Source organism: Vreelandella hamiltonii, from assembly GCF_014651795.1.
Lineage (GTDB): Bacteria > Pseudomonadota > Gammaproteobacteria > Pseudomonadales > Halomonadaceae > Vreelandella > Vreelandella hamiltonii.
The window spans coordinates 47095-72334 of sequence record NZ_BMXO01000019.1; the positions used below are offsets into that span (position 1 = coordinate 47095).

The following is a 25240-nucleotide window of genomic DNA, read 5'->3' on the forward strand; positions in this document are numbered from 1 at the left end:
ATGCAGAGTTTTTACGGCTTATTGGCCATTGCCTGTCGGCGTCAGCGTGATTTCGACACGACGGTTTTGTGCACGCCCCTGTTCGGAGTCATTGCTGGCAACCGGCCGAGTCGCACCGTAACCCAAGGTGTTCAGACGCATGGAGGAAACGCCATTCTGCCCCAGGTAACGACCTACCGATTCGGCACGGCGCTCGGAAAGCCGCTGGTTATAATCCGCGTTGCCCGTGCTGTCGGTGTGGCCAGCAATGTTGACGCGGGTATCCGTGTACTGGGTCAACACATTGGCGACTTCATTGAGTGCACTGCGTGCGTCGCTGGTCAGGTCAGCAGAGTCGAAACCAAAGGTCACGCTGCTGGGCATGTTCAAGACGATGTCGTCGCCGCGACGGTCGATCTCGATACGAGACCCCTGCAGGTTTTCACGCAGCTGCTGCTCCTGGCGGTCCATGTAGGCCCCGACGCCAGCACCGGCGGCGGCGCCAACCGCTGCCCCGATCAACGCTCGGTCACGACGGCTAGTGCTTCCATCACCAGACAAGGCACCCGCTGCGGCACCAATGGCTGCCCCAATGCCCGTACCCACCGCTGTACTGGAGCGTTGTGTTTGACCACCATAAGGGTCGGTGGTGGCACAGCCCGCCACCAGAATAGCCGCCGCCAACGGGGTCAGTAGTCGGAACATACGCATCACTCACTCCTTTTACGATTAGGTTTTGCCTTTGTTATCACTGCTCACTCATCACTGATCAGTGCCAGCAGTTCGTTCAAGAATAATAGACCTTGAGGAGAAGCACGCAGCTTTTCGGGCATTTCCACCAAAAGTCCTTTTTCGTGAGCGATTTGTAAACGGTCAAGTAACAGTTCGACAGGCTGACCCGTATGCGCTTGCCATGTTTTCAGGCTTGCCCCTTCCGTCAATCGCAGCGCATTCATGGCAAATTCCAGCGGCAGCTCATCGGCTTCGATCGGCTGTTTGCCGGCCACGAAACCACGTGGATCGTCGAGACGCCTCAAATAAGACTGAGGCTGGCGGGTTTTCCAGCGGCGTTCGATCTGCCATTGGCCACTCTCGTCGATACACGTCAACTTGCCGTGGGCACCCGCTCCAATGCCCAGATAGTCGCCGAAGCGCCAATAGTTCAGATTGTGCTGGCTTTGTGAGCCGAGGCGCGCATAGGCCGATATTTCATAACGCTGCAGCCCTGCCCGTTCAAGGCGCACATGCCCCGCTTCCTGAATGTCCCACAGCGCTTCCTCTTCCGGTAACGGAGGAGGATGTGAGAAGAAAGCCGTATTGGGTTCCAGGGTCAATTGGTACCAGGAGAGGTGTTCCGGCGCCAATGCCAAGGCCTGGTCGATGTCTTCCATGGCCTGTTCAGGCGTTTGCTGGGGAAGCCCATGCATCAAGTCGATGTTGATATTATCGAAGCCCGCCGACCTGGCCTGCCCCACGGCCGTCAATGCCTCTTGCCCACTATGGATGCGCCCCAGGGCCTCTAGCTGCGCCGGACGAAAACTCTGTACCCCCAGCGACAGCCGGTTGATACCCGCCTCTCGGTAACCTACAAAACGCTGCTGTTCGGTCGTACCTGGATTGGCTTCCAGAGTGATCTCGATGGTCGGTGCAAACGCCAAACGCTGCTGAATACCCTGAAACAGCCGCTGATAGAAGTCCGGCGAGAGCAGGCTAGGCGTCCCGCCGCCAATGAAGATCGTTTGCAGAGGGCGTTCGGCTGCCAGAGGAAGATCGTGCTCCAGATCAGCCAATAGCGCAGCCAGAAACGCCTCTTCAGGGAGCCCCTGGGCGCCTGGCTCGTGAGAGTTGAAATCGCAATAAGGGCACTTGCGAACACACCACGGGGTGTGGATGTAAAGCGACAGGGGCGGCAGTGCCTCAGCCATGCGCCACCTTCAGGATATCCACGAGATCGTGCAGCGCACGCCCGCGGTGGCTCAACCGGTTCTTGGACTCTGACGCCAGCTCAGCCACGCTCATGCCTTGATCCGGTAACCAGAACAGAGGATCGTAACCAAACCCACCATCCCCACGGGGATGCGCCAGAATTTCGCCTTCCCAGCTGCGCTGTACGATGACGGGGACAGGGTCTTCGGCATGACGCAAATAGACCAGCACACACCAGTAGCGGCCACTGCGCTGGCCTTCCGCACAGTCGGCAAGCGCCGCCAGCAGTTTCTGATTGTTGCGTTCGTCACTCTTCGGCTCACCGGCATAACGCGCAGAGTAGATACCTGGTGCTCCTTGCAGTGCATCCACCTCCAGCCCCGAATCGTCTGCCAGGGCAGGTAACCCGCTGACTCGGCTGGCTTCACGAGCTTTTAACAGCGCATTCTCAACGAAGGTCAGTCCGGTTTCTTCCACGTCTTGCACGCCAAACTCTGCCTGTGCTCTTACATCGAGCCCAAGCGGGGCAAGTAACTGATTGAACTCTTTAAGTTTTCCTGCGTTTCCACTGGCCAGGACAAGCGTCGTACCCGTCGACATATCGAAACCTCCAAACAGGGAGCCTCAGTTTACGCTGAACAGAAACACAGCTAAAGCACATGGAATGTGTACCCAGCGTATTTTTATGGTTACCGCCCAATCGTTCGAAGATGACTCATTTATAAAATATAAATCAACAACTTGGCTTTTAGATAAAAAAAGAATAACAATATGTAAATTACTTTACTCATTATTTTGATAACATTTCTTTACGAAAAGTATCTTATAGGCAACACTGTTAGGGTCGCCTGCTGATGTTCTCCTTGAATGAGGCTCCCCCAATGTCCCAGCAAAAGACCCCCGGCTTGGTGTACATCGTCACCGAAAAAAGCCCTCAAGCACAGCTATTTGCTGATTACCTGCATGAGCACACAGGTTGTAGTGTGAGCGTTCACTCACCTGCTGCTCAACTGCCTGCCACGATCACCGATCGACTGTTGATCCTCATCGACAGCGACCATATCGGCGTCGATGCACTGCCAGAATGGCAGGACAAACTGTCGGATTCGCTCGCGAAATCACCGCTGGCAGCCTTCAATGTGCGAGATATGGATCACGCCTTGGAAGCACTCTCCTGCGCTCATTTGAAAGGCGTTTTTTACCGGGACGAAAGCCTGGAAGTGATCTGCAAAGGCATCCTCTCATTGCTGGAGGGGGAGTTGTGGATGTCACGCGACTTGATGGCGCGGCTTATCCTTTTTTACCGCAAGTATCAGAGCAACGCCTTTCGCCCGGCTTGTGGCCTGACCAATCGAGAGATGGAAATCATTTCACTGCTGAGCAATGGGTCGTCCAACCAGCAAATCGCCGACAAGCTGTTTGTCAGTGAGCACACGGTGAAGTCACATCTTTACAATATCTTCAGAAAAATCAACGTACACAATCGTATTCAGGCGCTCAACTGGATCCACCAGAACCTGGGCCCCATCCTCCCCAACATGGAGGCCGCGCGAAGCCTGCAACGGCATCGCTAGGTACAGGGTAAACGCCATGAACCTTCGCCATTACTTGATCATGACGGTACTGCTGAGCTCAGGATCAGGGATTTACAGTCACGCCAATGAACCTGCAGACCCCGCCAGCACCTTGCCCGTCAATGAGCAAGCAGAGATAGAGGCCATCAATCAGCTGTCGAGCCCAGACGGCCCGGAAGTTCAAGGCCGAGTGAACAGGGGCAGTGAGCTGACCGGCATCATGGTAGACCGAACGATCACCATGGCCGGAAAAACGTTCTATCGCGCCTTCAGTCAGCGGGCGATGGATAACCTGATCATCGGCAACGCCACCCTGACCATTCAAGAGCGCCCAGATGCTCGGTGGGGAAGCCAGATCTGGGTCATGGAAGGCAACCGCATGTATTTCAGAACACAGCTCTCTCCCCGAATCAACGAAGCGGACCGTGTTGCCGGAGAAGCTGTAAATATCGTGGAAGAAGCGCTGCTTCAACAGCAGCTTACCGCCGCCATCACATCCGATAAAGACCTGGGTAGAGAGGAGTTGAACTGATGAACACTCACCGCAAAGCCTGCGCTTTCGCTACGGCTGTCATGTTGGGAGTCGTTACTCTTGAGAGCGTTGCAGGCGAATTGATCTATCGCCCATTGAACCCTTCGTTTGGAGGGGACCCGTTCATGGGCACCTATCTGCTGGGCAAAGCCCAGTCACAGGATACCAACGTCGATCCCAACGCACGCGGTATCGAGCCGATCTCTTCCACCGAGCGACTCATCCAAAGTCTGGAGAGTCGGCTGATCTCTCAGCTGATCACGGATGTCGGGGCGGGCAACATTGGAGAGGGCTCCTTCGATAGCGGTGAGTTTAGCGTCGTCGTCCGCGATGAAGGGGGGCAACTGATCGTGAGAGTGGTGGATAAAGTCACTGGCGACGTGACCAACATCAGCGTCGGTGGGCTATTCAACCCTTAGCAGCGTTTCGGCACACACAACACATAACACCATCACTTACAGTGTCGTCAGGGGATCAACATGAAAATCATCGCGTCCATGCTCCTTGTCAGCCTCTTGAGTGGCTGCGCAGGAATGGTGGCCAACTCCGAAAACCTGGAAGGAGCACAGGCCACACTTACCCCCAGAGGAGCCACGTACCAGGACCTGGTATCGCTACCGCCACCCGCAGGCAAGATTTTCGTTTCTGTGTATGACTTTCGTGATCAGACCGGGCAGTACCGTCCCGCACCTGCCAGCACCTTTTCAACGGCGGTGACGCAGGGGGCTGCCGCCATGCTGACCGGCGCTTTGGCTGATTCGGGATGGTTCATACCGCTGGAGCGGGTAGGGTTACAAAACCTGTTGACGGAGCGACGTATCATCCGCGCAGAGTTCGAGCGTTTTGGCCAACCCGATAATTTGCCTTCTCTCAGAGCAGCTTCCGTCATGCTGGAAGGCGGCATCATTGCCTATGAATCCAACATCCGTACGGGGGGGGCTGGGGCTGAATACTTCGGTATTGGTGCGTCGGGACAGTATCAAGTAGACCAGGTCACCGTGAATTTGCGCGCCGTGGAGATCTCGACGGGTGAAATCCTGGCCAACGTGACCACGACCAAAACCATTTATTCCAAAGAGTTGCGTGCCGGTGTTTACCGTTTCATCGATTTCAGGCGTCTTCTGGAAGCCGAGGCAGGTATCACCACGAACGAGCCCGTTCAGTTGGCCGTCATGTCAGCCATTGAATCTGCGGTCATTCACCTGATCGCACGTGGCGTCGAAAACAATCTATGGAACTTGCCCAACGGCACGACGCTGCAAAATACCGTACTAGCAGACTATCTGAATGCGCCAATACCTGCTTTGTAATCAATGACGGCGTTAGTTCATAAAAAGACGCGGCCCTATCTTTGGATAGGGCCGCGTCTTTTTATGCCATCACAGCATTAGGAAACTCATACTTTTTTGGTAGTAAATAATGAGAAAAACCCTCTCGTAACTATTCAAACTGCTTATGGCGTCAACCCAATAATCGATCAAACTCAACACATGAAATACAAAACGATACAAAAAGTTTCAGAGGGATGGAAAATGAAACCTTTCGCAGCATCTCACACCAGTAACAAGACGCGACTCCTGAAGATCGCCGCTTCAAGCCTGGTGGCAGCGATGGTATCGATTTCAGCCTCGGCCAACGCCGCTGACCAACGTATCGAACAGTATTTCAATTCGGTAGACACTGCCAGGCAAGGCAACTACAGCATCATCGAGCAAGTCGGCAATAACAATCAGGCAATGGTTTCACAGTCTTACTCAGCGAGTTACCAGAGAGGCAACTTTTCTCGAATCACTCAGCTGGGCAACAGAAACATTGCCGTCATGGAGCAACGTGGGGGAAATAACTTCGGGGTGGTATTCCAACAAGGCAACCATCACAAAGCACATCTCACCCAAGCTGGAAACCAACAATCGCTTGAAGCCTATATCAATCAAGTGGGTCATCAAAGCGATATCCAAGTTTCACAATCGGGGAGTGGCTACCGCAGCATCAGCGTAGAGCAACAAGCCTACTCTAGCACCCTGCGCCCAGTCACCGTCGAAACTTACTGAGTTGCTGCCGCTATCTCAGTAACCAACGAAGCAAGCCATCATAAAGGGGATGTAACCATGAAAACTCAAATCACTACTATCGCTGCTGCCATCGCACTGACCATGAGCGCTGCCGCCATGGCACAAACGGCTCCCAGCTGGCAGTTCAACGGCTCCCGCGCAGCGGTCGATAGCATGGCTGGTTCACTGTATGCCGGCAGTGCCGTAGGCAGCGACTCCCAGATCGAGCAAAACGGTGACTTGAACCGTACCTCGGTCACCCAGTGGGGCACCCAAGATTCTCGCATCAAGCAGGAAGGTAGCTTCAACCGTGCTAACGTCACTCAAGACGAAATCGTCGGCACTGCCAGCACCGCGCCTGGTAACAACTACTCCACGATTACCCAGTCCGGCCAGTTGAACACTGCCTACGTTACCCAGGAAGGCGTCACCAACGACTCCATCGTCGTACAGAGTGGCAAAGGCAACCTGGCCAACGTGGACCAGCAAGGTCAGCTCAACGACTCTTGGGTACAGCAGGAAGGTTGGGCTAACGAGTCCAATGTGGTGCAAGACGGTGATTTGAACGATAGCTACGTGAAAGCATCCGGCAACTTCAACCGCACTTACACTACCCAAACCGGTGATGAGCTGGACAGCGATATCATCCTCAATGGTAGCTTCAACTACGCAGCCGTCACTCAAACCGGCTACGGTCATGACTCCTTCATCAGCACCAATGGTAACGGCAACACCCACTTCGTCAACCAAAGTGGTGCCTTTAACGGAGCAGGCCAGCACTTCTCGCAAATCGTGACCAACGGCAGTGGCAACTACAACGTGGTCAGCCAAGGCCACTAAGCAATACCGAATGCTCGCTACCGCCCCTTCGGGGGCGGTTTTTTTATGCCTTAACGCACCATCAGCGTCAGCGTGCCACCTTTGCCCTGAGTCGAAGAGCGGGAACGGTTGCTGCCCTTGACGATATCGACTTCCAGCCGCTCGTCATCGCTCAACAGCTTGACGGTGGCTTCCAACGTATCGCCTTCGAAGGTGAATTCTGCTGGAACCGTACCACGGGTTTCCGGATGCTCGACGGTTTCGCCGTCATGGGTAATGCGCCACTCGGCGGAGAACTCTGCGCCAGGGGAGCCGCTCATGGTGATGTGGATCTGGGTCATATCCTGCTCCTGTGCGGCCAACCCTGCCAAGGGCGAGCCAAGGGTGAGAACGGCGGTGAATAGCGCGCCGTAAAAGCGTGAAGCGTGATAAACCGGCCGTCGTATCATGGTGAGCTACCTCGGTAACCACAAGGGCCGCTCATGTTGAGCGGCCCTTGTAGTGTAGCAGTCGACATACCCCCCGTTACTGAATACTACATGACGGCAAAGGCTTTTTCGGCGGCATCCAGCGTGAGCTGGATATCTTCTGGGGTATGGGCGCTGGACATGAAGCCCGCTTCGTAGGCAGACGGTGCAAGATAGACGCCATGGTCTAGCATCGCACCAAAGAAGCGGCGGAAAGCATCCGGGTTGCACGCCGTGGCCTGAGCGAAATTATCGACCCGAGATTGCGAGGTGAAGAAAACGCCGAACATTCCCCCCGCCGACTGGGTCAACATGGGTACCCGCGCGGCGTTGGCACGCTCCTGCAGGCCGTTACACAGGGTTTGCACACGCTGGGTAAGAGCATCATGGAAACCCGGCACCTGCAGCTTGGTGAGCAGCGCGACGCCTGCGGCCATGGCCAGCGGGTTACCCGACAAGGTGCCTGCCTGATACACCGGGCCAAGCGGCGAGATGTTCTGCATGATGTCACGCTTGCCGCCGAACGCCCCGACCGGCATGCCCCCGCCCACGATCTTGCCCAGGCAGGTGAGGTCAGGCGTGATGCCGTAATAGGCCTGGGCCCCGCCCAGGGCCACACGGAAGCCGGTCATCACCTCGTCGAAAATCAGCAAACTACCGTACTGGTCGCACACACGGCGCAGGGTTTCCAGGAAACCAGGCTGGGGTGGGATACAGTTCATGTTGCCCGCCACCGGCTCGACGATGATGCAGGCAATCTGCTCGCCGATCTCGGCAAAGCACGCTTCCACGCCTTCCGGGTCATTATAAGAGAGCGTGATGGTGTGCTCGGCAAGCGCGGCAGGCACACCGGGCGAGCTGGGCTCACCGTGGGTCAGCGCGCCAGAGCCCGCCTTGACCAGCAACGAATCAGAGTGGCCATGGTAGTTGCCTTCGAACTTGACGATCTTGTCTCTTCCCGTGGTGCCCCGCGCCAGCCGGATGGCCGACATGGTCGCCTCGGTACCGGAACTGGTCATGCGGACCATCTCCATGGACGGAATCATCTCGCAGATCAGGTCCGCCATGGTGGTCTCTACTGCCGTAGGCGTGCCAAAGGAGAGCCCATTATCCAGCCGGGCCCGTACGGCGGCGAGCACGTCCTGGTCGGCATGACCGGTAATCATCGGCCCCCAGGAACCGATATAGTCGATGTAACGATTGCCCTCGACGTCGAACAGGTAGGCCCCTTGGGCGCGCTCCATGAACACCGGGGGACGATGCAAGCCTTTGAAGGCGCGCACCGGCGAGTTCACGCCACCGGGAATATGGCGACTGGCCAGATCAAATAATTCTGCAGATGTGGTCATGGCATCCTCTATAGCAATAGCTGACGGACAATAAAAATCAAAAGCGTGCAGGGCGTGATAGACGTTGAGGCAAACACTGCCCGCTGGGCGGCTGATAGCCGTGTGACAAACTCTCCCAGGTAAAGTGCTGTGCCTGTTCGCAAGCCGTAGGTAAGCGCTCACCTACCGCTAAACGAGCGGCCAGGGCGGAAGCCAGCGTACATCCGGACCCGTGAAACACTTCCGGCAGCCTGGGCCACTGCCACTGGCGAGTGGTATCGGGCGAATGCAGTGTGTTGATCACCTGCTGCCCGCTGCCGGGCAGAGGCTCATCCGTGGCGGTGACCAGTACCGCCTGGCACCCGCGCGATAACAACGAAACAGCGCGGGCCGTATCATCGAACGGTGCGTCGATCTCAGGCGTGAGCGCGATCAGTTCATGACGGTTGGGCGTCAGGATATCCACAAGGGGAAGCAGACGGTCACTATAAAGCTTCTGCAAACGGGGTGTGGATAACTCAGTGCCGCCGCCCGCTTTCAAGACGGGGTCTGCCACCACTGGTACACCCGGAAAACGCCGCACGATCTGCTCGGCCGCACGCAAGGTTGCTTCGTCCGCCAGCAAGCCTAGCTTGATGGCGGCAATCTGCATGTCGACCAGCGCTTCTGCCATTTGCCGCATGGCAGCTGCATCGGCTGGCAATACCGTGGTGACATTATGGCAGTTCTGCACGGTCAGGGCGGTGGGAATGGTCACCGCCCAGCCACCACACGCGGCGATGGCTTCGCTATCGGCGACCAGTCCAGCGCCGCCGGTAGGGTCATGGCCTGCCAATACCAGTACAACGGGAGGAAGTGGTTGGCGCATCAAAAGGGTTTCACTACCGCCAGAAGAATGATGGCGATCAGGGCCACGACAGGGGCCTCATTGAACCAGCGGAAGAACACGTGGCTCTTGGTGCAGCGATCCTGGGCCAACTGCTTCAAATAGATCAGACATACGTGGTGATAGGCCACCAGCAATACCACCAGCGTCAGCTTCACGTGCATCCAGCCCTGAGTGAACCAGGCAGGTACCAGGTAAAGCAGCCAGCCGCCAAACAGCAGCACGACGATCATGGAGGGCGTCATGATGCCGCGATAAAGCTTGCGCTCCATGGTCTTGAAGTAGTCGATGGCCTGGACATCCCCCTTGTCGCGCGCCATCGCGTGGTACACGTATAGCCGTGGCAGATAGAACAGTGCAGCAAACCAGGTCATAACGGCCATCAGGTGAATGGCCTTTATCCACTCGTACATGGTCTCTCCTTAATAGGTGCGCTCATTGCGAAACAGTGGGGTCACGGGGGTCAGAATGACGTGTATCGGTATAGTGGTAATAGCGCTCGATGGCGCCGCGAGTAATGATACCTGAAATTCGCTGCTGCTTTGGCCGGTAGCCATGAATCACGTAGAGCGCATCCAGCGTATTGTCCTGCAGCTTGAGGAAGGCTTCCGACAGGGTGGCCTGCAAACCGATGGGGGCCATTTCCAGCCGCTGCCCGGGAATTTCCAGCAGGTCGATCAACTCCTCCTCTTGCGCGGCTCCCTCTTTCAAGGCTTCGTCATGCTCCAGCAACCAACGGGCCAGCTCTGCCGCTTTCAAGCCCAATACCGGCTTGTCGTCGCTGGATCGTTCGATCACCAGCCAGGTAGGGTTGGTCTCCAGCCGCTGGCGGGCCTGCTCGAGGGTGATCATGCGCTCGGTACGCACCAGAGAGCGCTCCATGACCGCCGGCACCGACACTCTGGAAAGTGCCTGCATCAACGGCTGCTGCAAGGGGTGCATGCCATACCGCACCGAACTGACGAAAAACCCTTCACAGCCCGTCAACTGTCGCGAGGTCAGGCAAGCCACCACCACCGCCAGCATGCCAGGCAACATCATGTGGGGGGTGTGGGTCAACTCCAGCAGTGCCATCAAGGCCGCCAGCGGAGCCTGCAGCACAGCGCCCATCATGGCGGCCATCCCCAGCATGGCATAAATCCCGGGATCTGCCGCCTTGTCGGGCCATAGCCAGCCACCCAGCATGCCTGCCAGTGCGCCGGTGGCTGCGCCCGACACCAGCACGGGGCCGATGATACCGATCGGCACCCCGCCCGCCACGGTCAGGGCCGTGATCAGCAGTTTGCCGATCATCAGCGCCAGCAATACGCTAACGGTCAGTTGGTTATTCAGCGCCGCGGCCAGGCTATCGTAGCCAATGCCCTGTATTTCAGGAAACCACCACGCCAGTACTCCCGTGGCCACTCCAACGCTGCCCAGCCTCAGCCATAACGGCAGCCCTTGCAGGAAGGCATGGCGTGCCAGATGAATGAATACGCCAGCCATCAGGCCAATCACCAGCCCCGTCACCACTATCCAGGGCAGGTTCATCAGCGAGCCAAGTGCTACTTCAGGGATGCGGAAGGCTGGCTCGTTGCCATACGCCAGCTGGGCCACCAGCGCACCCATGGTAGATGCCAGAATCACGGGCATGAAGCTCATCAGGGTGTACTCCATCATGACCACTTCCATGGCAAAGATGACCCCCGCGATGGGCGTATTGAAAGAGGCAGAAATACCTGCCGCCGTTCCACAGGCCACCAGCACACGCAGGCTGTTGTGAGGCAGTCGCAGCCGCATCCCCAGGCCACTGGAAGCCGCCGCCCCCAGATGAATCGCCGGTCCTTCACGGCCAGCAGAGAGACCGCCCAACACCGATACCACCCCGACCCACCACTGGTTGAGCCAGTTACGCAGCGGAAAACGCCCCTGATGGTAGGTCAGGCGCTCGATGACATGGCCGACGCCCAGCTTGCGTGCGGTGGCCTTCTGACGATACAGCAGCACACCGATGACGCTCACGGCCAGCAGGGGCAGCAGCGCTCTGACCCACGGGGGCAGCGCTTCGAAGCCTTCCGGGTTACCGTTCGGCATGTACAGCGCGGCTCCCGCCTCCAGCAGCAGCCTGAATGCCACCATGACGGCCCCGGTCATGACACCAGACACCAGGCCCAGCACACACAGTTGCGGCAAGGCATCCACATTGGCCAGCTGGCGACGAAAACCCTCTAAGGTGAAATCTGACCGCGAAAAACCTGCCACAACGCTCGTCCTTGGTTGGGTAGAGTGGGTCTACGACACGCAGTGCTCTTCTGCGCCTGCTCTCTTGTGTATCATAGCTGGAGACACATCAACAGCCTCGCAAAACTTGCCAGGCTGCTAATTACCGCTGCCAGGACTGTGCAGAAGGCGCAAGGAGTGATCTGTGATAAACGTTGGCATTGTAGGCGGCACTGGCTACACCGGTGTTGAACTTCTGAGGCTACTGGCCCAGCACCCCGAGGTAAATGTTCAAGCGATAACGTCGCGCTCGGAAGCAGGCGTCAAGGTCTGTGACATGTACCCCAACCTGCGAGGCCACTACGATACCCTGACCTTCAGTGAGCCCGATGCCAAGGCCCTGGGGGCCATGGACGCCGTCTTTTTTGCCACCCCTCATGGCGTGGCCCATGCGCTGGCAGGCGAGCTATTGGCCAACGGAACCCGCGTCATCGACCTGTCGGCCGACTTTCGCCTGCGCGATGCCGACGAGTGGAGCCGCTGGTACGACCAGCCCCACGGCGCCCCTGAACTGTTGAAGGAGGCGGTCTACGGTTTGCCGGAAATGCATCGTGAAAAGATCAAGACCGCACGTCTGATCGCGGTACCCGGCTGCTACCCCACGGCGGTTCAGCTGGGTTACCTGCCGCTGCTGGAAGCGGGCCTGATCGACCCGAATCAGCTGATTGCCGACTGCAAGTCCGGGGTGGCCGGCGCTGGGCGGGGTGCCAAGGTCGCCTCGCTGCTGGCCGAAGCCAGCGAGTCCATGAAAGCCTACGGTGCAGGCGGCCATCGCCATCTGCCGGAAATTCGTCAGGGCCTGGGCGACATGCAGCCAGACACCGTGGGATTGACCTTCGTCCCCCACCTGACACCCATGATCCGCGGCATCCACGCCACGCTCTACAGCACCCTCAGCACCGAGCCAGGCGACTTGCAGGCGCTGTTCGAAAAACGCTTTGCCAATGAGCCGTTCGTGGACGTCATGCCCGCCGGCAGCCACCCGGAAACCCGCAGCGTAAAAGGCAACAATACCTGCCGCATCGCCGTGCATCGTCCGGGCAACGGCAATACGGTGGTGGTACTTTCCGTCATCGACAACCTGGTCAAGGGCGCCTCCGGCCAGGCCATCCAGAACCTGAACCTGATGTTTGGCTTCGATGAGCAGATGGGCCTCAACGCCCCCGCTCTGATGCCTTGAGCCACAGTAATTCCCGGCAATAGTTGACCATTTTGCTGGGAATTACCCATAATCCCCCCATGCCATCTATTCGTTCCTAAAGCTCGCGGGAGGTACCCATGAGCGGTGCAGAAGCTTTTGTTCCAACCCCTTTAATGCTGTCCGACAGTGCACGCCAGCGCATCAAGGCACTCATGGCCGAAGAGCACAATCCAGCCCTCAAGCTGCGTGTCTATGTCACCGGTGGTGGCTGTTCCGGCTTTCAGTATGGTTTTGACTTTGCCGACAACGTGGCAGAGGACGACACCCTGATCGAATTCGGAGATGCCACGCTGGTGGTAGACCCCCTCTCCTACCAATACCTGGTCGGCTCTACCGTGGACTACGAAGAGGGCCTGGCAGGGGCGCGTTTTCGCGTGCAAAACCCCAATGCCACCACCACCTGCGGCTGTGGTGCCTCGTTCATGGTATGACCAGCGTTGGTCGCAACGACTTCCCCATGACTTGACGCCTTGGCGGTTTCTCGCCAAGGTAAAAAGGTCAATAACGGTTCATCGACCGGTTTATAAGAAGAAACACGCTATAAACGGTGACGGAAACCACATAAAACTCGGGGAAACTAATGAAACACTTTTTTACCACCTCCGCTATCGCCACTGCCGTTGCACTGGGCTTGGGCAGTACCACTGCGTTTGCTGACACACCCACGGTCAATGTGGTGACTGACCCAAGCTTTGTGCCCTTCGAGATGCTCGACCCCGAAACCGGTGAAATGATCGGCTTCGACATGGACATCATCAACGAAATCGCCGAACGGGCTGGCTTCGACGTCAATCTCACCACCATGGAGTTCGCGGGCATCATTCCGGCCGTCCAGACCGGCAGCCAGGAAATTGCCATTGCCGGTGTGACCATCACCGAAGAGCGTGCGCAGATCGTCGACTTCTCTGATCCCTACTACGACTCGGGCCTGCAGATCATCGTGCGTGCCGACAACGATGACGTAGAGTCCATCGAAGACCTGGCCGGGCTCTCCATCGCCACGCGCATCGGCTCCACCAGCTACGACTTCCTGCAAGAGCAGCTGGGCGACGACGCCGATATCACTCCCTATCCAGGCAATAGCGACATGTACATGGCCCTGCTGGGGCGTAACGTCGATGCCGCGTTCTACGATGCCCCCAACGTTGCCTACTTCTCGCAAACACGCGGTGAAGGTCGCACCAAGGTCGTCGGCCCCCTGTACGAAGGCCAGCAGTACGGCATCGTCTTCCACAAGGGTAGCCAGTGGGTAGAACCCGCCAATGAAGCACTCGCGGCCATGCGTGAAGACGGCACCTACGACGAGATTTATCAGAAGTGGTTTGGTAAGCCCTCCGTCGAAGAGTAAGCACTGTCTGAGGTAAGTGCGTTATCTCACGTTTACAGGGCCGGGCGGCCTAGCCCCCGGCCCTGAATCATTGTGTGGTGCTGTTCTGGAGACGTCACGTGGAAGTCACTTTTCAATTCGACTGGGCGGCCGCTTTCCGCTCGATTCCCTACTTGTTACCCGGTATTCCGTGGACACTGCTGATCTCGTTCGGCGGCCTGGCCATTGGCTTTTTCATCGGCATCTTCTTTGGCCTGCTGCGCATCAGCCGCACGCGCTGGCTGCGCTGGCCAGCCATCCTGTATGTCGAAGTCTTTCGCGGTACGCCCATCCTGGTGCAGGTGCTGTTCATTTTCTACGGCCTGCCCCAACTACTGGGTGGCCCCATCAATGCGCTGGTGGCCGGCATTGCCGCCATTGCCGTCAATTCAGGGGCCTATATCTCCGAAATCGTACGCGGAGGCGTGCAGTCGATCGAACGCGGGCAACGCGAAGCATCGCTGTCGCTGGGGCTCTCCCGAGCGCAGTCGTTTCGTTACGTCATCTGGCCTCAAGCCTTCCGCCGCATGATCCCTCCGCTGGGCAACCAGGGCATCATCAGCATCAAGGACACCTCGCTGTTTTCCGTCATCGGGGTGGGTGAGCTGGTGCGCCAAGGACAGATCTACATTGCCACCACCTTCACGGCGCTGGAAGTCTATTTCATGGTCGCCCTGATGTACCTGGCCATTACCTGGACCCTCTCTATCATCCTGCGCCAGTTGGAACGGCGCGGCGTCGTTGGCCAATAAGGAGCGCACAATGACTTCGACCTCATCGCCCATTGTGCAAATGCAGAAGCTCAACAAGCACTTTGGCAGCCTGCATGTGCTCAAGAACATCGATCTGGAAATCGTCCCTGGAGAAGTCGTCGTCGTGATCGGCGCCAGCGGTTCTGGCAAATCCACGCTGATCCGCTGCATCAACGGGCTGGAAGAGTTTCAGTCCGGCAGCCTCGATGTCGATGGCAATACGCTGCTGCCCGATGGCAAAAGCAGCAAGGCCCTGCAAACCATCCGCACCGAAGTCGGCATGGTGTTCCAGCAGTTCAATCTGTTCCCCCATCTGAGCGTCATCGACAACATTACCCTGGCCCCCATGAAAGTGCGTGGCTGGAGCCGTAAGGATGCCGAAGAGACGGCTCAGCGGCTGTTGGAACGCGTCGGCATTGCCGATCAGGCACAGAAGTACCCCAGCCAGCTCTCTGGAGGGCAGCAGCAGCGGGTCGCCCTGGCCCGCGCGCTGGCCATGGAACCCCGGCTCATGCTCTTCGACGAGCCCACCTCGGCGCTAGACCCGGAGATGATCGGTGAAGTGCTGGACGCCATGCGTGAGCTGGCCAAGGAAGGCATGACCATGGTCATCGTGACCCATGAAATGGGCTTTGCACGGGAAGTGGCCGACCGCGTCATCTTCATTCACAAAGGGGAAATCACCGAGCAAGGGTCACCGGAACAGCTGTTCGATGCACCTCGGCACGAACGCACCCAGTCCTTTTTGGCGCGCGTATTGAAACACTAGCAGCCCATCAGGGCACATCAGTGACCGGCCTGTCCTTGCGACAGGCCTTTTTTTTGCCTGTGGATAATATTTTTTCCTCGGCTGCCCCTATCTGGCTAACACTCGCACCATGAGCATCTTTCAACGCATATGATGGTCACCAGATCACTTGTTCACAGGTGCGGTAACAAGCGCGGTAGCCAGCGGTGGATAAGCCGTCGTTAACCTGGCCTGTGGGTAAGTAAGCTTTTCATCCACAGCTCCGTCACCGCTTCTACGCAGGCACTCCGCCGGTTCGCCACTGCTTGGTCAACAATACAAAATAATGATTCATATAGGAAAAAACCATTTATCAACAGATTTTGTCCACACCATTAGTAACTACATTTACAGAACTTCTCTTATATATTTTTATTTTGTTATTAATTTATAAAACCACTGATAGCAGGGGTGTGGAAAAACCTGACGGTTACCCACAGGAGGTTTATACTGGCGGGCTTATTCCAACAGCGGTGATCCGCTGACCACATCATCCGTGCCTTGGGCACAAGACGAGGTGTCTCTTGAACTACCCCGACCGCTTTGACGTGATTGTCATCGGCGGTGGCCATGCGGGAACCGAAGCCGCATTGGCCTCTGCTCGCATGGGCTGTCAAACCCTATTGCTGACCCACAACATCGAGACGTTGGGCCAAATGTCCTGCAATCCCGCCATTGGTGGGATCGGCAAGAGCCATCTGGTCAAGGAGATCGATGCGTTGGGTGGTGCCATGGGGCTAGCCACGGATTTGGGCGGCATCCAGTTTCGAGTACTCAACGCACGTAAGGGGCCTGCCGTACGCGCGACCCGCGCCCAGGCAGACAGAATCCGCTACAAGGCCGCCATTCGCGGCATGCTGGAAAACCAGCCGAACCTGACGATTTTTCAGCAGGCGGCTGGCGACCTCATTGTGGATAACGACACCGTACGCGGTGTAGTGACCGAGACAGGCATTCGTTTTCATGCCGAGTCGGTGGTGCTGAGCACGGGCACGTTCCTTGGCGGGGTTATCCACATCGGGTTGGATCAAAGCCGTGGTGGCCGCGCAGGCGACCCGCCTTCCAATGCGCTGGCTGAGCGACTGCGGGCACTGCCTTTTCACGTCGACAGGTTGAAGACCGGTACCCCTCCGCGTATCGATGCCAAATCCGTCGACTTTTCACAGCTGGAAGAGCAGCCAGGCGACACGCCCACGCCGATCATGTCCTACCTGGGGCATCGGGGCATGCATCCTCAGCAGGTGAGCTGCCATATTGCGCACACCAACGAGCGCACCCACGAGATCATCCTGAACAACCTCGATCGTTCCCCCATGTACTCTGGGGTAATCGAAGGCATCGGCCCCCGCTACTGCCCGTCGATCGAAGACAAGGTGCATCGCTTCGCCGACAAATCGAGCCATCAGGTGTTCATCGAACCGGAAGGCCTGGATACCCACGAGCTCTACCCCAACGGGATCTCCACCTCACTGCCCTTCGATGTGCAGCTGCAGGTCGTGCGCTCCATCAAAGGGTTGGAAAACGCCCATATCACGCGCCCGGGTTATGCCATCGAGTATGACTTCTTCGACCCGCGGGATTTGAAGCACTCGCTGGAAACCAAATTTATCCACAACCTGTTTTTTGCCGGACAGATCAACGGCACCACTGGCTACGAAGAAGCGGGTGCTCAAGGGTTGCTGGCGGGGCTCAACGCGGCACGGCGAGCCAAGCAGCTGGAGGCGTGGTACCCACGTCGTGACGAGGCGTATCTAGGCGTTCTGGTGGATGACCTGATCACCATGGGCACCAAGGAACCCTATCGCATGTTCACGTCGCGCGCCGAGTATCGGCTGCTGCTGCGTGAAGACAATGCCGACCTCCGCCTGACCGAGCAGGGCCGCCAGTTGGGGTTGGTCGATGACACCCGCTGGGCGGCTTTCAGCCAGAAACGTGATGCCATCGAGCGTGAAGCCACGCGCTTGTCCAGCGCCTGGGTACATCCCGACAGCCTGGCTGCCGCCAGTATCGCCGAGAAAACCGGCAAGCCGCTGTCGCGGGAGTACTGCCTGAGCGATTTGCTGAAGCGCCCTGAACTGACCTACGCCGATATTGCTGACCTGCCGGGCATGGAAAGCGGCGGCGTGGAGGATGAAGCTGTCGCCGAACAGGTGCAGATTCAGGCCAAGTATCAGGGGTACATCGATCGTCAGCAGGACGAAATCGATAAGCTCAAGCGCCACGAAGCCACTGCGCTCCCCGCTGAGCTGGATTATCACAACGTGGAGGGGCTTTCCCACGAGATTCGCCAGAAGCTCAGCGCCGCGCGGCCGGAAACCCTTGCCCAGGCTGCCCGTATCTCTGGAGTGACGCCTGCTGCCGTCTCGATACTGCTGATTCACCTGAAAAAGCGCCGCCTGATCAGCCATACCGAGGTCGCCAACGGATGAGTTTCTTGCCGCCGCTGATTGAAAGTCTGCCCGCTAGCGTGGCCCCCAGACTGGAGCAAGGGCTGTCCCAACTGGATATCGCCATTACGCCCATCCAGCGTGAGCAGCTGCTGGGGCTGCTGGCGCTATTGCACAAGTGGAACCGGGCTTATAACCTCACCGCCGTACGCGACGTTGATGAAATGGTGTCTCGCCACGTGCTGGACAGCGCGGCGGTGGCGCCCTTCATACGGGGGCCCCGACTTCTGGACGTAGGCGCCGGGCCAGGCTTGCCTGGGCTGGTGCTGGCGATTTTGAAGCCCGAGCTTCAGGTGACGCTGCTGGACAGCAACGGCAAGAAGGTTCGCTTCCAGCGGCAGGCCGTCATGGAGCTGGCGCTGAGCAACGTGACGCCCACTCAGGCAAGAGTCGAACAGTTTGCGGGCCAGCACTTCGATCAGGTGATCTCGCGGGCCTTCGCCAGCTTGGTGGACTTCGTGACCTTGACGCGCCCGCTACCGACCGCCGACGGCCAGTGGCTGGCCATGAAGGGCCCCGGTGCCGATGACGAGCTGCGCGACCTGCCAGCAGGTGTTGAACTGAACGCTCGGCACCTGTTGAATGTACCCTTCGAGACGGCCGAGCGGCAGCTGTTGATCCTGACCCCAAAAGGAGTTGAGTAGTGAGCCAGATCATTGCCCTGACCAACCAAAAAGGCGGCGTGGGCAAGACCACTTCAGCCGTCAATCTGGCCGCCAGCCTGGCCGCCCTGGACCGGCGCGTACTGTTGGTCGATCTCGACCCCCAAGGGCATGCCAGCATGGGCAGTGGGATCGACAAGTACGATCTGGAAAAGAGCGTGCTGGACGTGCTGCTGGGGGAAACCTCGGCCAGCGACGCCATCGTGCGCGGTTTGTCGGTTCGTTACGATGTCTTGCCGGGCAATGGCGATTTGACGGCGGCGGAAGTCGAGCTGCTGGACGCCGAGCAGCGGCAGAGTCGCCTTTCTCAGGCGCTGGCCAGCGTGGCCGACGAATACGATGTGGTGCTGATCGACTGTCCGCCGTCGCTGAACATGCTCACGGTGAATGCGCTTACTGCAGCCCACGGCGTACTGATCCCGCTGCAGTGTGAATTTTACGCGCTGGAAGGACTCTCGGCGCTGCTGGATACCGTGGAACAGATCAAGCAGAGCGTGAATCCCGAGCTTGCCGTCTCCGGTATCCTGCGCACCATGTACGACAAGCGCACCAGCCTCACGCGGGAAGTGGACAAGCAGCTACGCGACTTTTTCGGCGATGCGCTGCTGAAAACCACCATTCCGCGCAACGTGAAAGTGGCAGAAGCGCCAAGCCATGGCCTTCCCGTGACCCAGTACGCCCGTTTTTCGCGGGGCAGCCAGGCCTACCGCGTGCTGGCCAAAGAGATGATTCGACGGTTGTCACTGTAACGCCTGTCGTTACGGCGGCTGTCGCTGTAAGGTTCGAAGTACGTAACGTTCAACGAGGGAAAGCGAATGACGCGTAAACGCGCGCTAGGACGTGGCCTGGATGCCCTGATTGGTGCGGGCGCCCGTCGTCGTGACAGTTTGGACCTGACCAACAGCGCCTCGCAAGGCACAGAGGCGCTGCTGCCGGAAGGCTCCGCCGCCGAGGTAACGCAGGACGATGCCCATGCCGAACGCCTGGAGCGGCTGCCGCTGGGGCAGCTGACGCGGGGCAAGTACCAGCCTCGCCGCGACATTCAGCCCGAGGCACTGGAGGAGCTGGCCGACTCCATTCGTGCCCAGGGGGTCATGCAGCCGATCGTCGTTCGCCCGATTGGCCCGGACCGCTATGAAATCATTGCCGGTGAACGGCGCTGGCGCGCTGCCCAACTGGCCGAGCTGGATGTCATTCCGGCGGTCATTCGCCATGTCAGTGACGACGTGGCGCTGGCGCTGGCGCTGATCGAGAACATTCAGCGTGAAAACCTCAATGCCATCGAAGAAGCGCTGGCGTTAAAACGCCTGGCAGAAGAGTTCGAGCTTACCCAGCAGCAGGTGGCCGATGCCGTGGGCAAATCCCGCACGCAGGTGGCCAACCTGCTGCGCTTGTTGGCTCTGGACCCGGAAGTGCAGACCCTGCTGGAGCGTGGCGATCTGGATATGGGGCATGCTCGTGCCCTGCTGTCGTTGAACAGCGCTCAGCAACGCCAGGTGGCCCATGAAGTGGTCAACAAGGACCTGACGGTGAGAGACACCGAGGCGCTGGTCAAGAAGGTGCACGACACTCAGCAGTCACCGGTAGCATCGGCCAAAAAAGTGGCCAAGACCGCCGATGTGGCGCGCCTCGAAACGCACTTGGGCGAGCTGCTGGGCGCGCCTGTCTCCATCGACCACGGTCAAAAGGGCAAAGGCAAAGTCACCATACGTTATACAAGCCTTGAAGAGCTGGATGGCATTCTTGCGCACATAAAGTAGCAGGCTAATGAAATAAGCGGCCTTTTTTTAACCCTTTGGTCGCAAGTAAACGCCAAAACGTGCGAAATCCGTGCAACTTCGGTTGAAGGTGTGATAGCGCTTCCCTATAATCCGCCGTGTTTGTCAAAAGCTTGCTTGGACGAACGGGCGTACTCGTTACCCCATTGAGCAGCAGCCCAGCCTGCACGGAGTCGTGGTCAAAGTGAAAAGTGCAGCGCCTGTCCGTCGGCGTCTATTGGATTTTCGGCGGCTGTTTCTTGCTCAGCTGGTGGTGATCTTGCTGGTGGCCATGTTGGCAAGCGTCATGGTCGGCATCGAGGCAGCAGGGTCTGCCTTGTCGGGGGGGCTGATTAGCCTTCTACCGACCATCTATTTTGTGTGGCGTGGTCAAAGGCAGCAGCGTAACCGCCAACCACAGCGTAATGTGCTCAACTTGTACCAGGCTGCAGCAGGCAAGTTTGGTTTGACGGTGGCGTTATTCGCCATAGTGCTGACGATAGCGCCCCCTTCAAACCCAGCTTTTTTCTTTGTCGCCTATGTGGTGGCCCAACTGATGCACTGGCTAGCCCCCTGGCTCGTGCGTGAGCGGTCAACCCCTTAAACTTGAGGAAGCAGTATGGCAGCGGATAACGAAATATCGGCCATCTATTACATACAGCACCACCTCCAGAACCTGACGTTCGGAAAGCACCCGGAAAATGGTTGGTCGCTTGCGTCCACCTCTGCCGAAGCAACCGAAATGGGTTTTTGGGCCATTCACCTGGACACGATGGGTTGGTCCATCGGCATGGGTGCTCTGTTCCTGTGGCTGTTCCATAAAGCGGGCAAGGCAGCGACCACCGGTGTTCCGGGCGGTCTGCAGAATGCCGTTGAAATGGTCATCGAGTTCATCGATAACCTGACTCGCTCTACCTTCCACGGCAACAACAAGAACATCGGCCCGATCGCCTTGACGCTGTTCATGTGGATTCTGCTGATGAACAGCCTCAAGCTGATCCCGCTGGACTACTTCCCGGAGTTGTTCGGCAAGCTGGGTGTGGGCTACATGAAAATCGTTCCCACCACCGACATCAACGCCACGCTGGGTATGGCCATCGGCGTCTTCCTGATGATCATCTACTACAGCTGCAAGGTGAAAGGTGTTGCTGGGTTCGGTAAGGAGCTGGCGCTGACGCCGTTCAATACCTGGCTGTTGGCACCGTTCAACCTGATTCTCGAAATCGTCGGCCTGCTGGTCAAACCGATCAGCCTTGGTTTCCGTCTGTTCGGCGCCATGTTTGCCGGTGAAGTTATCTTTATCCTGATTGCCCTGCTACCGTTTTGGGCGATCTGGATGCTGGATGTGCCGTGGGCCATCTTCCATATTCTGGTGGTTTCGCTGCAGGCCTTCATCTTTACGACGCTGTCTATCGTTTACTTGAGCGCCGCGCACGAGCATCACTAAACCCGAGCAACGCTTTGCATTAAACCCTTAACCTAAACCCTTGAAATTAACGCACTATCAGGAGCTTCATCATGGAAATCGTCTACATTGCTGCCGCCATCATCATCAGTGTTAGCGCCCTGACCACTGGCTTTGGTTTCGCCATGCTGGGTGGCAAGCTGCTGGACAACACCGCTCGTCAGCCTGAGCTGAGCGACCAGCTGCAAACTCGTACCTTCATCATGGCCGGTCTGCTTGACGCCGTACCGATGATCGGTGTTGGTATCGCGATGTACCTGATCTTCGTTGTTGCCGGTTAATGCAGCTTGACCGAGCGGGCAACCGCTCGGTTTTGTTTCACTCCGGTCGCCACGAATTTGTCAGAGGTACATCCCTGTGAATATCAACATGACGCTTATCGGGCAAACGATCGCCTTCGCGATCTTTGTCTGGTTTTGCATAAAGTATGTGTGGCCTCCGATCAGCAACGCGCTTCACGAGCGTCAGAAAAAGATTGCTGATGGCTTGGACGCAGCCAGCCGTGCAACGCGTGACCTTGAGCTCGCTCAAGAGCGTGCCGAGCAGACACTGCGTGAAAGCAAGGAGCAGGCATCTCAAATCCTCGAGCAAGCGAACAAGCGCTCTGCGCAGATGATCGAAGAAGCACGTGAACAAGCACGTGCCGAAGGCGAGCGTCTGGTGGCCAGTGCTCGGGCTGAAATTGAGCAAGAAATCAATCGCGCGAAAGACGAGTTGCGTGCGCAGGTTTCTCACCTTGCGATCATAGGCGCCGAGCGTGTTCTTGAAGCCTCTGTTGACGAGAAAGCGCACCGCGACTTGCTTGATAAGCTTGCCGCTGAACTGTAAGGAGGTGATCCATGGCGGAACAAACGACCGTCGCTCGTCCTTACGCCAAAGCGGCGTTTGAATACGCGCGCGATCATCAGGCACTGGATACCTGGTCTCAGTCACTGACAATGGCAGGTCTCGTTGTCAAGGATCATCAGGTCGCCAACCTGTTAGGTAGTCCCAAACTGAGTAGCGAACAGAAAGTGGCGTTGCTGGCTGACATGCTGGGCGACGGTGCCGATGACGCTTTCCAGCGGTTTCTCACCACCCTGGCCGACCAGCGTCGGTTGATGGCGTTGAGTGCAATCGCTGAACAGTTTGAACACCTTCGCGCAGAACATGAAAAGCGTATCGACGTCACTGTGGTTTCAGCCTACAAGCTGGATAGCAAGCAGCAGACCAAGCTGGCAAACGCGCTCAAGAAACGTCTGAATCGCGAAATCTCCATTACTACTCAGGTCGACAAGTCGCTCATTGGCGGTGTCATCCTGCGTGCCGGTGATACCGTCATTGACGGTTCGGTGCGTGGTCGATTGAACCGTCTTTCCGAAGCGCTGACCGCTTGAGTCTGAGGGACATGGCATGCAGCAACTGAATCCTTCCGAGATCAGCGACATCATCAAGCAGCGAATTGAGAAGCTTGACGTCGCATCCGAAGCCCGTAATCAGGGCACCATCGTCAGCGTTTCCGACGGTATCGTGAAAATTCACGGCCTCGAAGACGCGATGTTCGGTGAAATGATTGAATTCCCCAACAGCATCTTCGGCATGGTACTCAACCTGGAGCGTGACTCCGTGGGTGCCGTTGTCCTGGGTGACTACCTGCAGCTTGAAGAAGGCATGACCGCTCAGTGTACCGGTCGTATTCTTGAAGTTCCGGTAGGCCCCGAGCTGGTGGGTCGCGTTGTCGACGCGCTGGGTAACCCCATCGACGGCAAGGGCGACATCAATGCCAAGCTGACCGACGCGGTAGAAAAGGTAGCGCCTGGCGTTATCACCCGTCAGTCCGTTGACGAGCCCATCCAGACGGGTCTGAAGTCCATCGACGCCATGGTGCCGATCGGTCGTGGTCAGCGTGAGCTGATCATCGGCGACCGTCAGATCGGTAAATCCGCCATTGCCATCGATGCGATCATCAACCAGAAAGGCAAGGGCGTGACCTGTGTCTACGTGGCCATCGGTCAGAAGCAGTCGACCATTGCCAACGTGGTGCGCAAGCTCGAAGAGCACGGCGCGATGGAACACACCATCGTGGTGGCGGCTGGCGCTGCCGACCCGGCACCCATGCAGTTCCTGGCGGCCTACTCTGGCTGCACCATGGGCGAGTACTTCCGTGACCGTGGCGAAGACGCGCTGATCGTGTATGACGATCTCTCCAAGCAGGCCGTTGCCTACCGTCAGGTATCGCTGCTGCTGCGTCGTCCGCCGGGCCGCGAAGCTTACCCGGGTGACGTGTTCTATCTCCACTCGCGTCTGCTGGAGCGCGCCGCGCGCGTCAACGCTGACTACGTCGAGAAGTTCACCAACGGCGAAGTGAAAGGCAAGACCGGTTCCTTGACCGCGCTGCCGATCATCGAAACCCAGGGCGGTGACGTATCGGCCTTCGTTCCGACCAACGTCATCTCCATCACCGATGGGCAGATCTTCCTGGAAACCAACCTGTTCAACTCCGGTATTCGTCCGGCGATCAACGCAGGTCTGTCGGTTTCTCGTGTTGGTGGTGCCGCACAGACCAAGATCATCAAGAAGTTGGGTGGTGGTGTGCGTCTGGCGCTGGCTCAGTACCGCGAACTGGCGGCGTTCTCGCAGTTTGCCTCTGACCTGGATGAAGCCACGCGTAAGCAGCTCGAGCACGGACAGCGTGTTACCGAGCTGATGAAGCAGAAGCAGTACTCGCCGATGTCCGTGGCGGAAATGGCCCTGTCTCTGTACGCTGCCAACGAAGGTTACCTGGACGATGTGAGCGTCGAGAAGGTGCTGGGCTTCGAACGTGCTCTGCACGACTACATGAAGTCCGAGCACGGCGAGCTGCTCGACAAGATCAACCAGACCGGCGACTACAACGGCGAGATTCAGGACGGTTTGAAGTCGGGTCTCGAGAAGTTCAAGGCGACTCAGAGCTGGTAATGTCTGGCCCGCCTGCGGGCGGGCTTGCATGCTTTCTGAGAGCCA

Annotated in this window: 29 protein-coding genes; 21 read left to right on the forward strand and 8 right to left on the reverse strand. The window is 57.8% G+C overall.

Annotated elements, in window-relative coordinates; all coding sequences use genetic code 11:
- Positions 1-18 precede the first annotated feature (18 nt).
- Genes IE061_RS16190 through rdgB form a run of 3 tightly spaced genes read right to left on the reverse strand, consistent with a single transcriptional unit; the run spans position 19 to position 2505 of the window.
- Positions 19-690, reverse strand: coding sequence for an OmpA family protein (locus tag IE061_RS16190; RefSeq protein WP_039179089.1), 672 nt, complete (start codon positions 688-690; stop codon positions 19-21).
- 44 nt (positions 691-734) lie between these two features.
- Positions 735-1904: a radical SAM family heme chaperone HemW gene (hemW, locus tag IE061_RS16195; protein ID WP_193462057.1), complete on the reverse strand. Its 1170-nt coding sequence runs from the start codon at positions 1902-1904 to the stop codon at positions 735-737.
- Complete coding sequence (rdgB, locus tag IE061_RS16200; protein WP_026001914.1) at positions 1897-2505, reverse strand: RdgB/HAM1 family non-canonical purine NTP pyrophosphatase; 609 nt, start codon at positions 2503-2505, stop codon at positions 1897-1899. The genes hemW and rdgB overlap by 8 nt, the downstream gene beginning before the upstream one ends.
- A gap of 281 nt (positions 2506-2786) precedes the next feature.
- Here rdgB and IE061_RS16205 point away from each other — a divergent pair, with 281 nt between their 5' ends.
- From IE061_RS16205 to IE061_RS16230, 6 genes are all read left to right on the forward strand, one after another.
- A complete protein-coding gene (locus IE061_RS16205) occupies positions 2787-3479 on the forward strand; it encodes a LuxR C-terminal-related transcriptional regulator (protein WP_039179084.1) in 693 nt (230 codons plus the stop codon).
- 16 nt (positions 3480-3495) lie between these two features.
- Entirely contained in the window at positions 3496-4011 is a 516-nt protein-coding gene (locus IE061_RS16210; RefSeq protein ID WP_193462058.1) for a CsgE family curli-type amyloid fiber assembly protein, read from the forward strand.
- 41 nt (positions 4012-4052) lie between these two features.
- Positions 4053-4430 carry a curli assembly protein CsgF gene (locus IE061_RS16215; RefSeq protein WP_373294998.1) on the forward strand — a complete coding sequence of 126 codons (378 nt, stop codon included), beginning with the start codon at positions 4053-4055 and terminating at the stop codon, positions 4428-4430.
- Between the two features lie 60 nt (positions 4431-4490).
- Entirely contained in the window at positions 4491-5321 is an 831-nt protein-coding gene (locus IE061_RS16220; protein WP_039179075.1) for a CsgG/HfaB family protein, read from the forward strand.
- Between the two features lie 222 nt (positions 5322-5543).
- Entirely contained in the window at positions 5544-6062 is a 519-nt protein-coding gene (locus tag IE061_RS16225; protein ID WP_084123779.1) for a hypothetical protein, read from the forward strand.
- 57 nt (positions 6063-6119) lie between these two features.
- Positions 6120-6902 (forward strand): curlin subunit CsgB, encoded by a 783-nt coding sequence (locus IE061_RS16230; RefSeq protein ID WP_193462059.1) that lies wholly within the window; start codon positions 6120-6122, stop codon positions 6900-6902.
- 50 nt (positions 6903-6952) lie between these two features.
- Here IE061_RS16230 and IE061_RS16235 read toward each other — a convergent pair whose 3' ends face one another.
- The 5 genes from IE061_RS16235 to IE061_RS16255 all read right to left on the reverse strand — a co-directional run bounded on the left by IE061_RS16235 (position 6953) and on the right by IE061_RS16255 (position 11803).
- Complete coding sequence (locus IE061_RS16235; RefSeq protein WP_193462060.1) at positions 6953-7330, reverse strand: hypothetical protein; 378 nt, start codon at positions 7328-7330, stop codon at positions 6953-6955.
- Positions 7331-7416: 86 nt separating this feature from the next.
- Complete coding sequence (gene hemL / locus IE061_RS16240; RefSeq protein WP_039179067.1) at positions 7417-8697, reverse strand: glutamate-1-semialdehyde 2,1-aminomutase; 1281 nt, start codon at positions 8695-8697, stop codon at positions 7417-7419.
- A 37-nt stretch (positions 8698-8734) separates the two neighbouring features.
- On the reverse strand, positions 8735-9544 hold the full coding sequence (gene thiD / locus IE061_RS16245) for a bifunctional hydroxymethylpyrimidine kinase/phosphomethylpyrimidine kinase (protein WP_193462061.1): 810 nt from the start codon (positions 9542-9544) through the stop codon (positions 8735-8737).
- Entirely contained in the window at positions 9544-9975 is a 432-nt protein-coding gene (gene hemJ / locus IE061_RS16250) for a protoporphyrinogen oxidase HemJ (RefSeq protein WP_193462062.1), read from the reverse strand. Before hemJ ends, thiD begins: the two co-directional genes overlap by 1 nt.
- Positions 9976-9997: 22 nt before the next feature.
- Positions 9998-11803: a chloride channel protein gene (locus IE061_RS16255; protein WP_193462063.1), complete on the reverse strand. Its 1806-nt coding sequence runs from the start codon at positions 11801-11803 to the stop codon at positions 9998-10000.
- A gap of 163 nt (positions 11804-11966) precedes the next feature.
- Here IE061_RS16255 and argC point away from each other — a divergent pair, with 163 nt between their 5' ends.
- From argC to atpA, 15 genes are all read left to right on the forward strand, one after another.
- The gene (gene argC / locus IE061_RS16260; RefSeq protein ID WP_193462064.1) at positions 11967-13001 is read left to right on the forward strand and encodes an N-acetyl-gamma-glutamyl-phosphate reductase; all 1035 of its coding nucleotides are present in this window, start codon (positions 11967-11969) and stop codon (positions 12999-13001) included.
- 98 nt (positions 13002-13099) lie between these two features.
- On the forward strand, positions 13100-13453 hold the full coding sequence (gene erpA, locus IE061_RS16265; protein WP_026001913.1) for an iron-sulfur cluster insertion protein ErpA: 354 nt from the start codon (positions 13100-13102) through the stop codon (positions 13451-13453).
- A 149-nt stretch (positions 13454-13602) separates the two neighbouring features.
- Positions 13603-14370, forward strand: a complete 768-nt coding sequence (locus IE061_RS16270; RefSeq protein WP_193462065.1) for a transporter substrate-binding domain-containing protein — start codon at positions 13603-13605, stop codon at positions 14368-14370.
- Between the two features lie 98 nt (positions 14371-14468).
- Entirely contained in the window at positions 14469-15140 is a 672-nt protein-coding gene (locus IE061_RS16275; protein WP_016915590.1) for an amino acid ABC transporter permease, read from the forward strand.
- Between the two features lie 10 nt (positions 15141-15150).
- On the forward strand, positions 15151-15909 hold the full coding sequence (locus IE061_RS16280; protein WP_308429568.1) for an amino acid ABC transporter ATP-binding protein: 759 nt from the start codon (positions 15151-15153) through the stop codon (positions 15907-15909).
- Positions 15910-16451: 542 nt separating this feature from the next.
- On the forward strand, positions 16452-18356 hold the full coding sequence (gene mnmG, locus IE061_RS16285) for a tRNA uridine-5-carboxymethylaminomethyl(34) synthesis enzyme MnmG (protein ID WP_193462066.1): 1905 nt from the start codon (positions 16452-16454) through the stop codon (positions 18354-18356).
- Positions 18353-19018, forward strand: a complete 666-nt coding sequence (gene rsmG / locus IE061_RS16290; protein ID WP_081138479.1) for a 16S rRNA (guanine(527)-N(7))-methyltransferase RsmG — start codon at positions 18353-18355, stop codon at positions 19016-19018. The genes mnmG and rsmG overlap by 4 nt, the downstream gene beginning before the upstream one ends.
- Complete coding sequence (locus tag IE061_RS16295; protein ID WP_039179044.1) at positions 19018-19785, forward strand: ParA family protein; 768 nt, start codon at positions 19018-19020, stop codon at positions 19783-19785. The genes rsmG and IE061_RS16295 overlap by 1 nt, the downstream gene beginning before the upstream one ends.
- Positions 19786-19851: 66 nt before the next feature.
- Entirely contained in the window at positions 19852-20796 is a 945-nt protein-coding gene (locus tag IE061_RS16300) for a ParB/RepB/Spo0J family partition protein (RefSeq protein WP_016915585.1), read from the forward strand.
- 202 nt (positions 20797-20998) lie between these two features.
- On the forward strand, positions 20999-21397 hold the full coding sequence (locus IE061_RS16305) for an ATP synthase subunit I (RefSeq protein ID WP_100731149.1): 399 nt from the start codon (positions 20999-21001) through the stop codon (positions 21395-21397).
- Between the two features lie 15 nt (positions 21398-21412).
- Positions 21413-22240 carry a F0F1 ATP synthase subunit A gene (atpB, locus tag IE061_RS16310; protein WP_016915583.1) on the forward strand — a complete coding sequence of 276 codons (828 nt, stop codon included), beginning with the start codon at positions 21413-21415 and terminating at the stop codon, positions 22238-22240.
- Between the two features lie 71 nt (positions 22241-22311).
- Positions 22312-22539 carry a F0F1 ATP synthase subunit C gene (gene atpE / locus IE061_RS16315; RefSeq protein WP_016915582.1) on the forward strand — a complete coding sequence of 76 codons (228 nt, stop codon included), beginning with the start codon at positions 22312-22314 and terminating at the stop codon, positions 22537-22539.
- A gap of 76 nt (positions 22540-22615) precedes the next feature.
- Positions 22616-23086 carry a F0F1 ATP synthase subunit B gene (locus IE061_RS16320; RefSeq protein WP_016915581.1) on the forward strand — a complete coding sequence of 157 codons (471 nt, stop codon included), beginning with the start codon at positions 22616-22618 and terminating at the stop codon, positions 23084-23086.
- An 11-nt stretch (positions 23087-23097) separates the two neighbouring features.
- The gene (locus IE061_RS16325; RefSeq protein WP_100731126.1) at positions 23098-23634 is read left to right on the forward strand and encodes a F0F1 ATP synthase subunit delta; all 537 of its coding nucleotides are present in this window, start codon (positions 23098-23100) and stop codon (positions 23632-23634) included.
- 16 nt (positions 23635-23650) lie between these two features.
- Entirely contained in the window at positions 23651-25195 is a 1545-nt protein-coding gene (gene atpA, locus IE061_RS16330; protein WP_100731127.1) for a F0F1 ATP synthase subunit alpha, read from the forward strand.
- Positions 25196-25240 lie beyond the last annotated feature (45 nt).

Coding starts and splice junctions, on each gene's coding strand:
- IE061_RS16190 (WP_039179089.1), bottom strand. CDS start 690: ATGCGTATGTTCCGACTACTGACCCCGTTGGCGGCGGCTATTCTGGTG.
- hemW (WP_193462057.1), bottom strand. CDS start 1,904: ATGGCTGAGGCACTGCCGCCCCTGTCGCTTTACATCCACACCCCGTGG.
- rdgB (WP_026001914.1), bottom strand. CDS start 2,505: ATGTCGACGGGTACGACGCTTGTCCTGGCCAGTGGAAACGCAGGAAAA.
- IE061_RS16205 (WP_039179084.1), top strand. CDS start 2,787: ATGTCCCAGCAAAAGACCCCCGGCTTGGTGTACATCGTCACCGAAAAA.
- IE061_RS16210 (WP_193462058.1), top strand. CDS start 3,496: ATGAACCTTCGCCATTACTTGATCATGACGGTACTGCTGAGCTCAGGA.
- IE061_RS16215 (WP_373294998.1), top strand. CDS start 4,053: ATGTTGGGAGTCGTTACTCTTGAGAGCGTTGCAGGCGAATTGATCTAT.
- IE061_RS16220 (WP_039179075.1), top strand. CDS start 4,491: ATGAAAATCATCGCGTCCATGCTCCTTGTCAGCCTCTTGAGTGGCTGC.
- IE061_RS16225 (WP_084123779.1), top strand. CDS start 5,544: ATGAAACCTTTCGCAGCATCTCACACCAGTAACAAGACGCGACTCCTG.
- IE061_RS16230 (WP_193462059.1), top strand. CDS start 6,120: ATGAAAACTCAAATCACTACTATCGCTGCTGCCATCGCACTGACCATG.
- IE061_RS16235 (WP_193462060.1), bottom strand. CDS start 7,330: ATGATACGACGGCCGGTTTATCACGCTTCACGCTTTTACGGCGCGCTA.
- hemL (WP_039179067.1), bottom strand. CDS start 8,697: ATGACCACATCTGCAGAATTATTTGATCTGGCCAGTCGCCATATTCCC.
- thiD (WP_193462061.1), bottom strand. CDS start 9,544: ATGCGCCAACCACTTCCTCCCGTTGTACTGGTATTGGCAGGCCATGAC.
- hemJ (WP_193462062.1), bottom strand. CDS start 9,975: ATGTACGAGTGGATAAAGGCCATTCACCTGATGGCCGTTATGACCTGG.
- erpA (WP_026001913.1), top strand. CDS start 13,100: ATGAGCGGTGCAGAAGCTTTTGTTCCAACCCCTTTAATGCTGTCCGAC.
- IE061_RS16270 (WP_193462065.1), top strand. CDS start 13,603: ATGAAACACTTTTTTACCACCTCCGCTATCGCCACTGCCGTTGCACTG.
- IE061_RS16280 (WP_308429568.1), top strand. CDS start 15,151: ATGACTTCGACCTCATCGCCCATTGTGCAAATGCAGAAGCTCAACAAG.
- rsmG (WP_081138479.1), top strand. CDS start 18,353: ATGAGTTTCTTGCCGCCGCTGATTGAAAGTCTGCCCGCTAGCGTGGCC.
- IE061_RS16300 (WP_016915585.1), top strand. CDS start 19,852: ATGACGCGTAAACGCGCGCTAGGACGTGGCCTGGATGCCCTGATTGGT.
- atpB (WP_016915583.1), top strand. CDS start 21,413: ATGGCAGCGGATAACGAAATATCGGCCATCTATTACATACAGCACCAC.
- atpE (WP_016915582.1), top strand. CDS start 22,312: ATGGAAATCGTCTACATTGCTGCCGCCATCATCATCAGTGTTAGCGCC.
- IE061_RS16325 (WP_100731126.1), top strand. CDS start 23,098: ATGGCGGAACAAACGACCGTCGCTCGTCCTTACGCCAAAGCGGCGTTT.
- atpA (WP_100731127.1), top strand. CDS start 23,651: ATGCAGCAACTGAATCCTTCCGAGATCAGCGACATCATCAAGCAGCGA.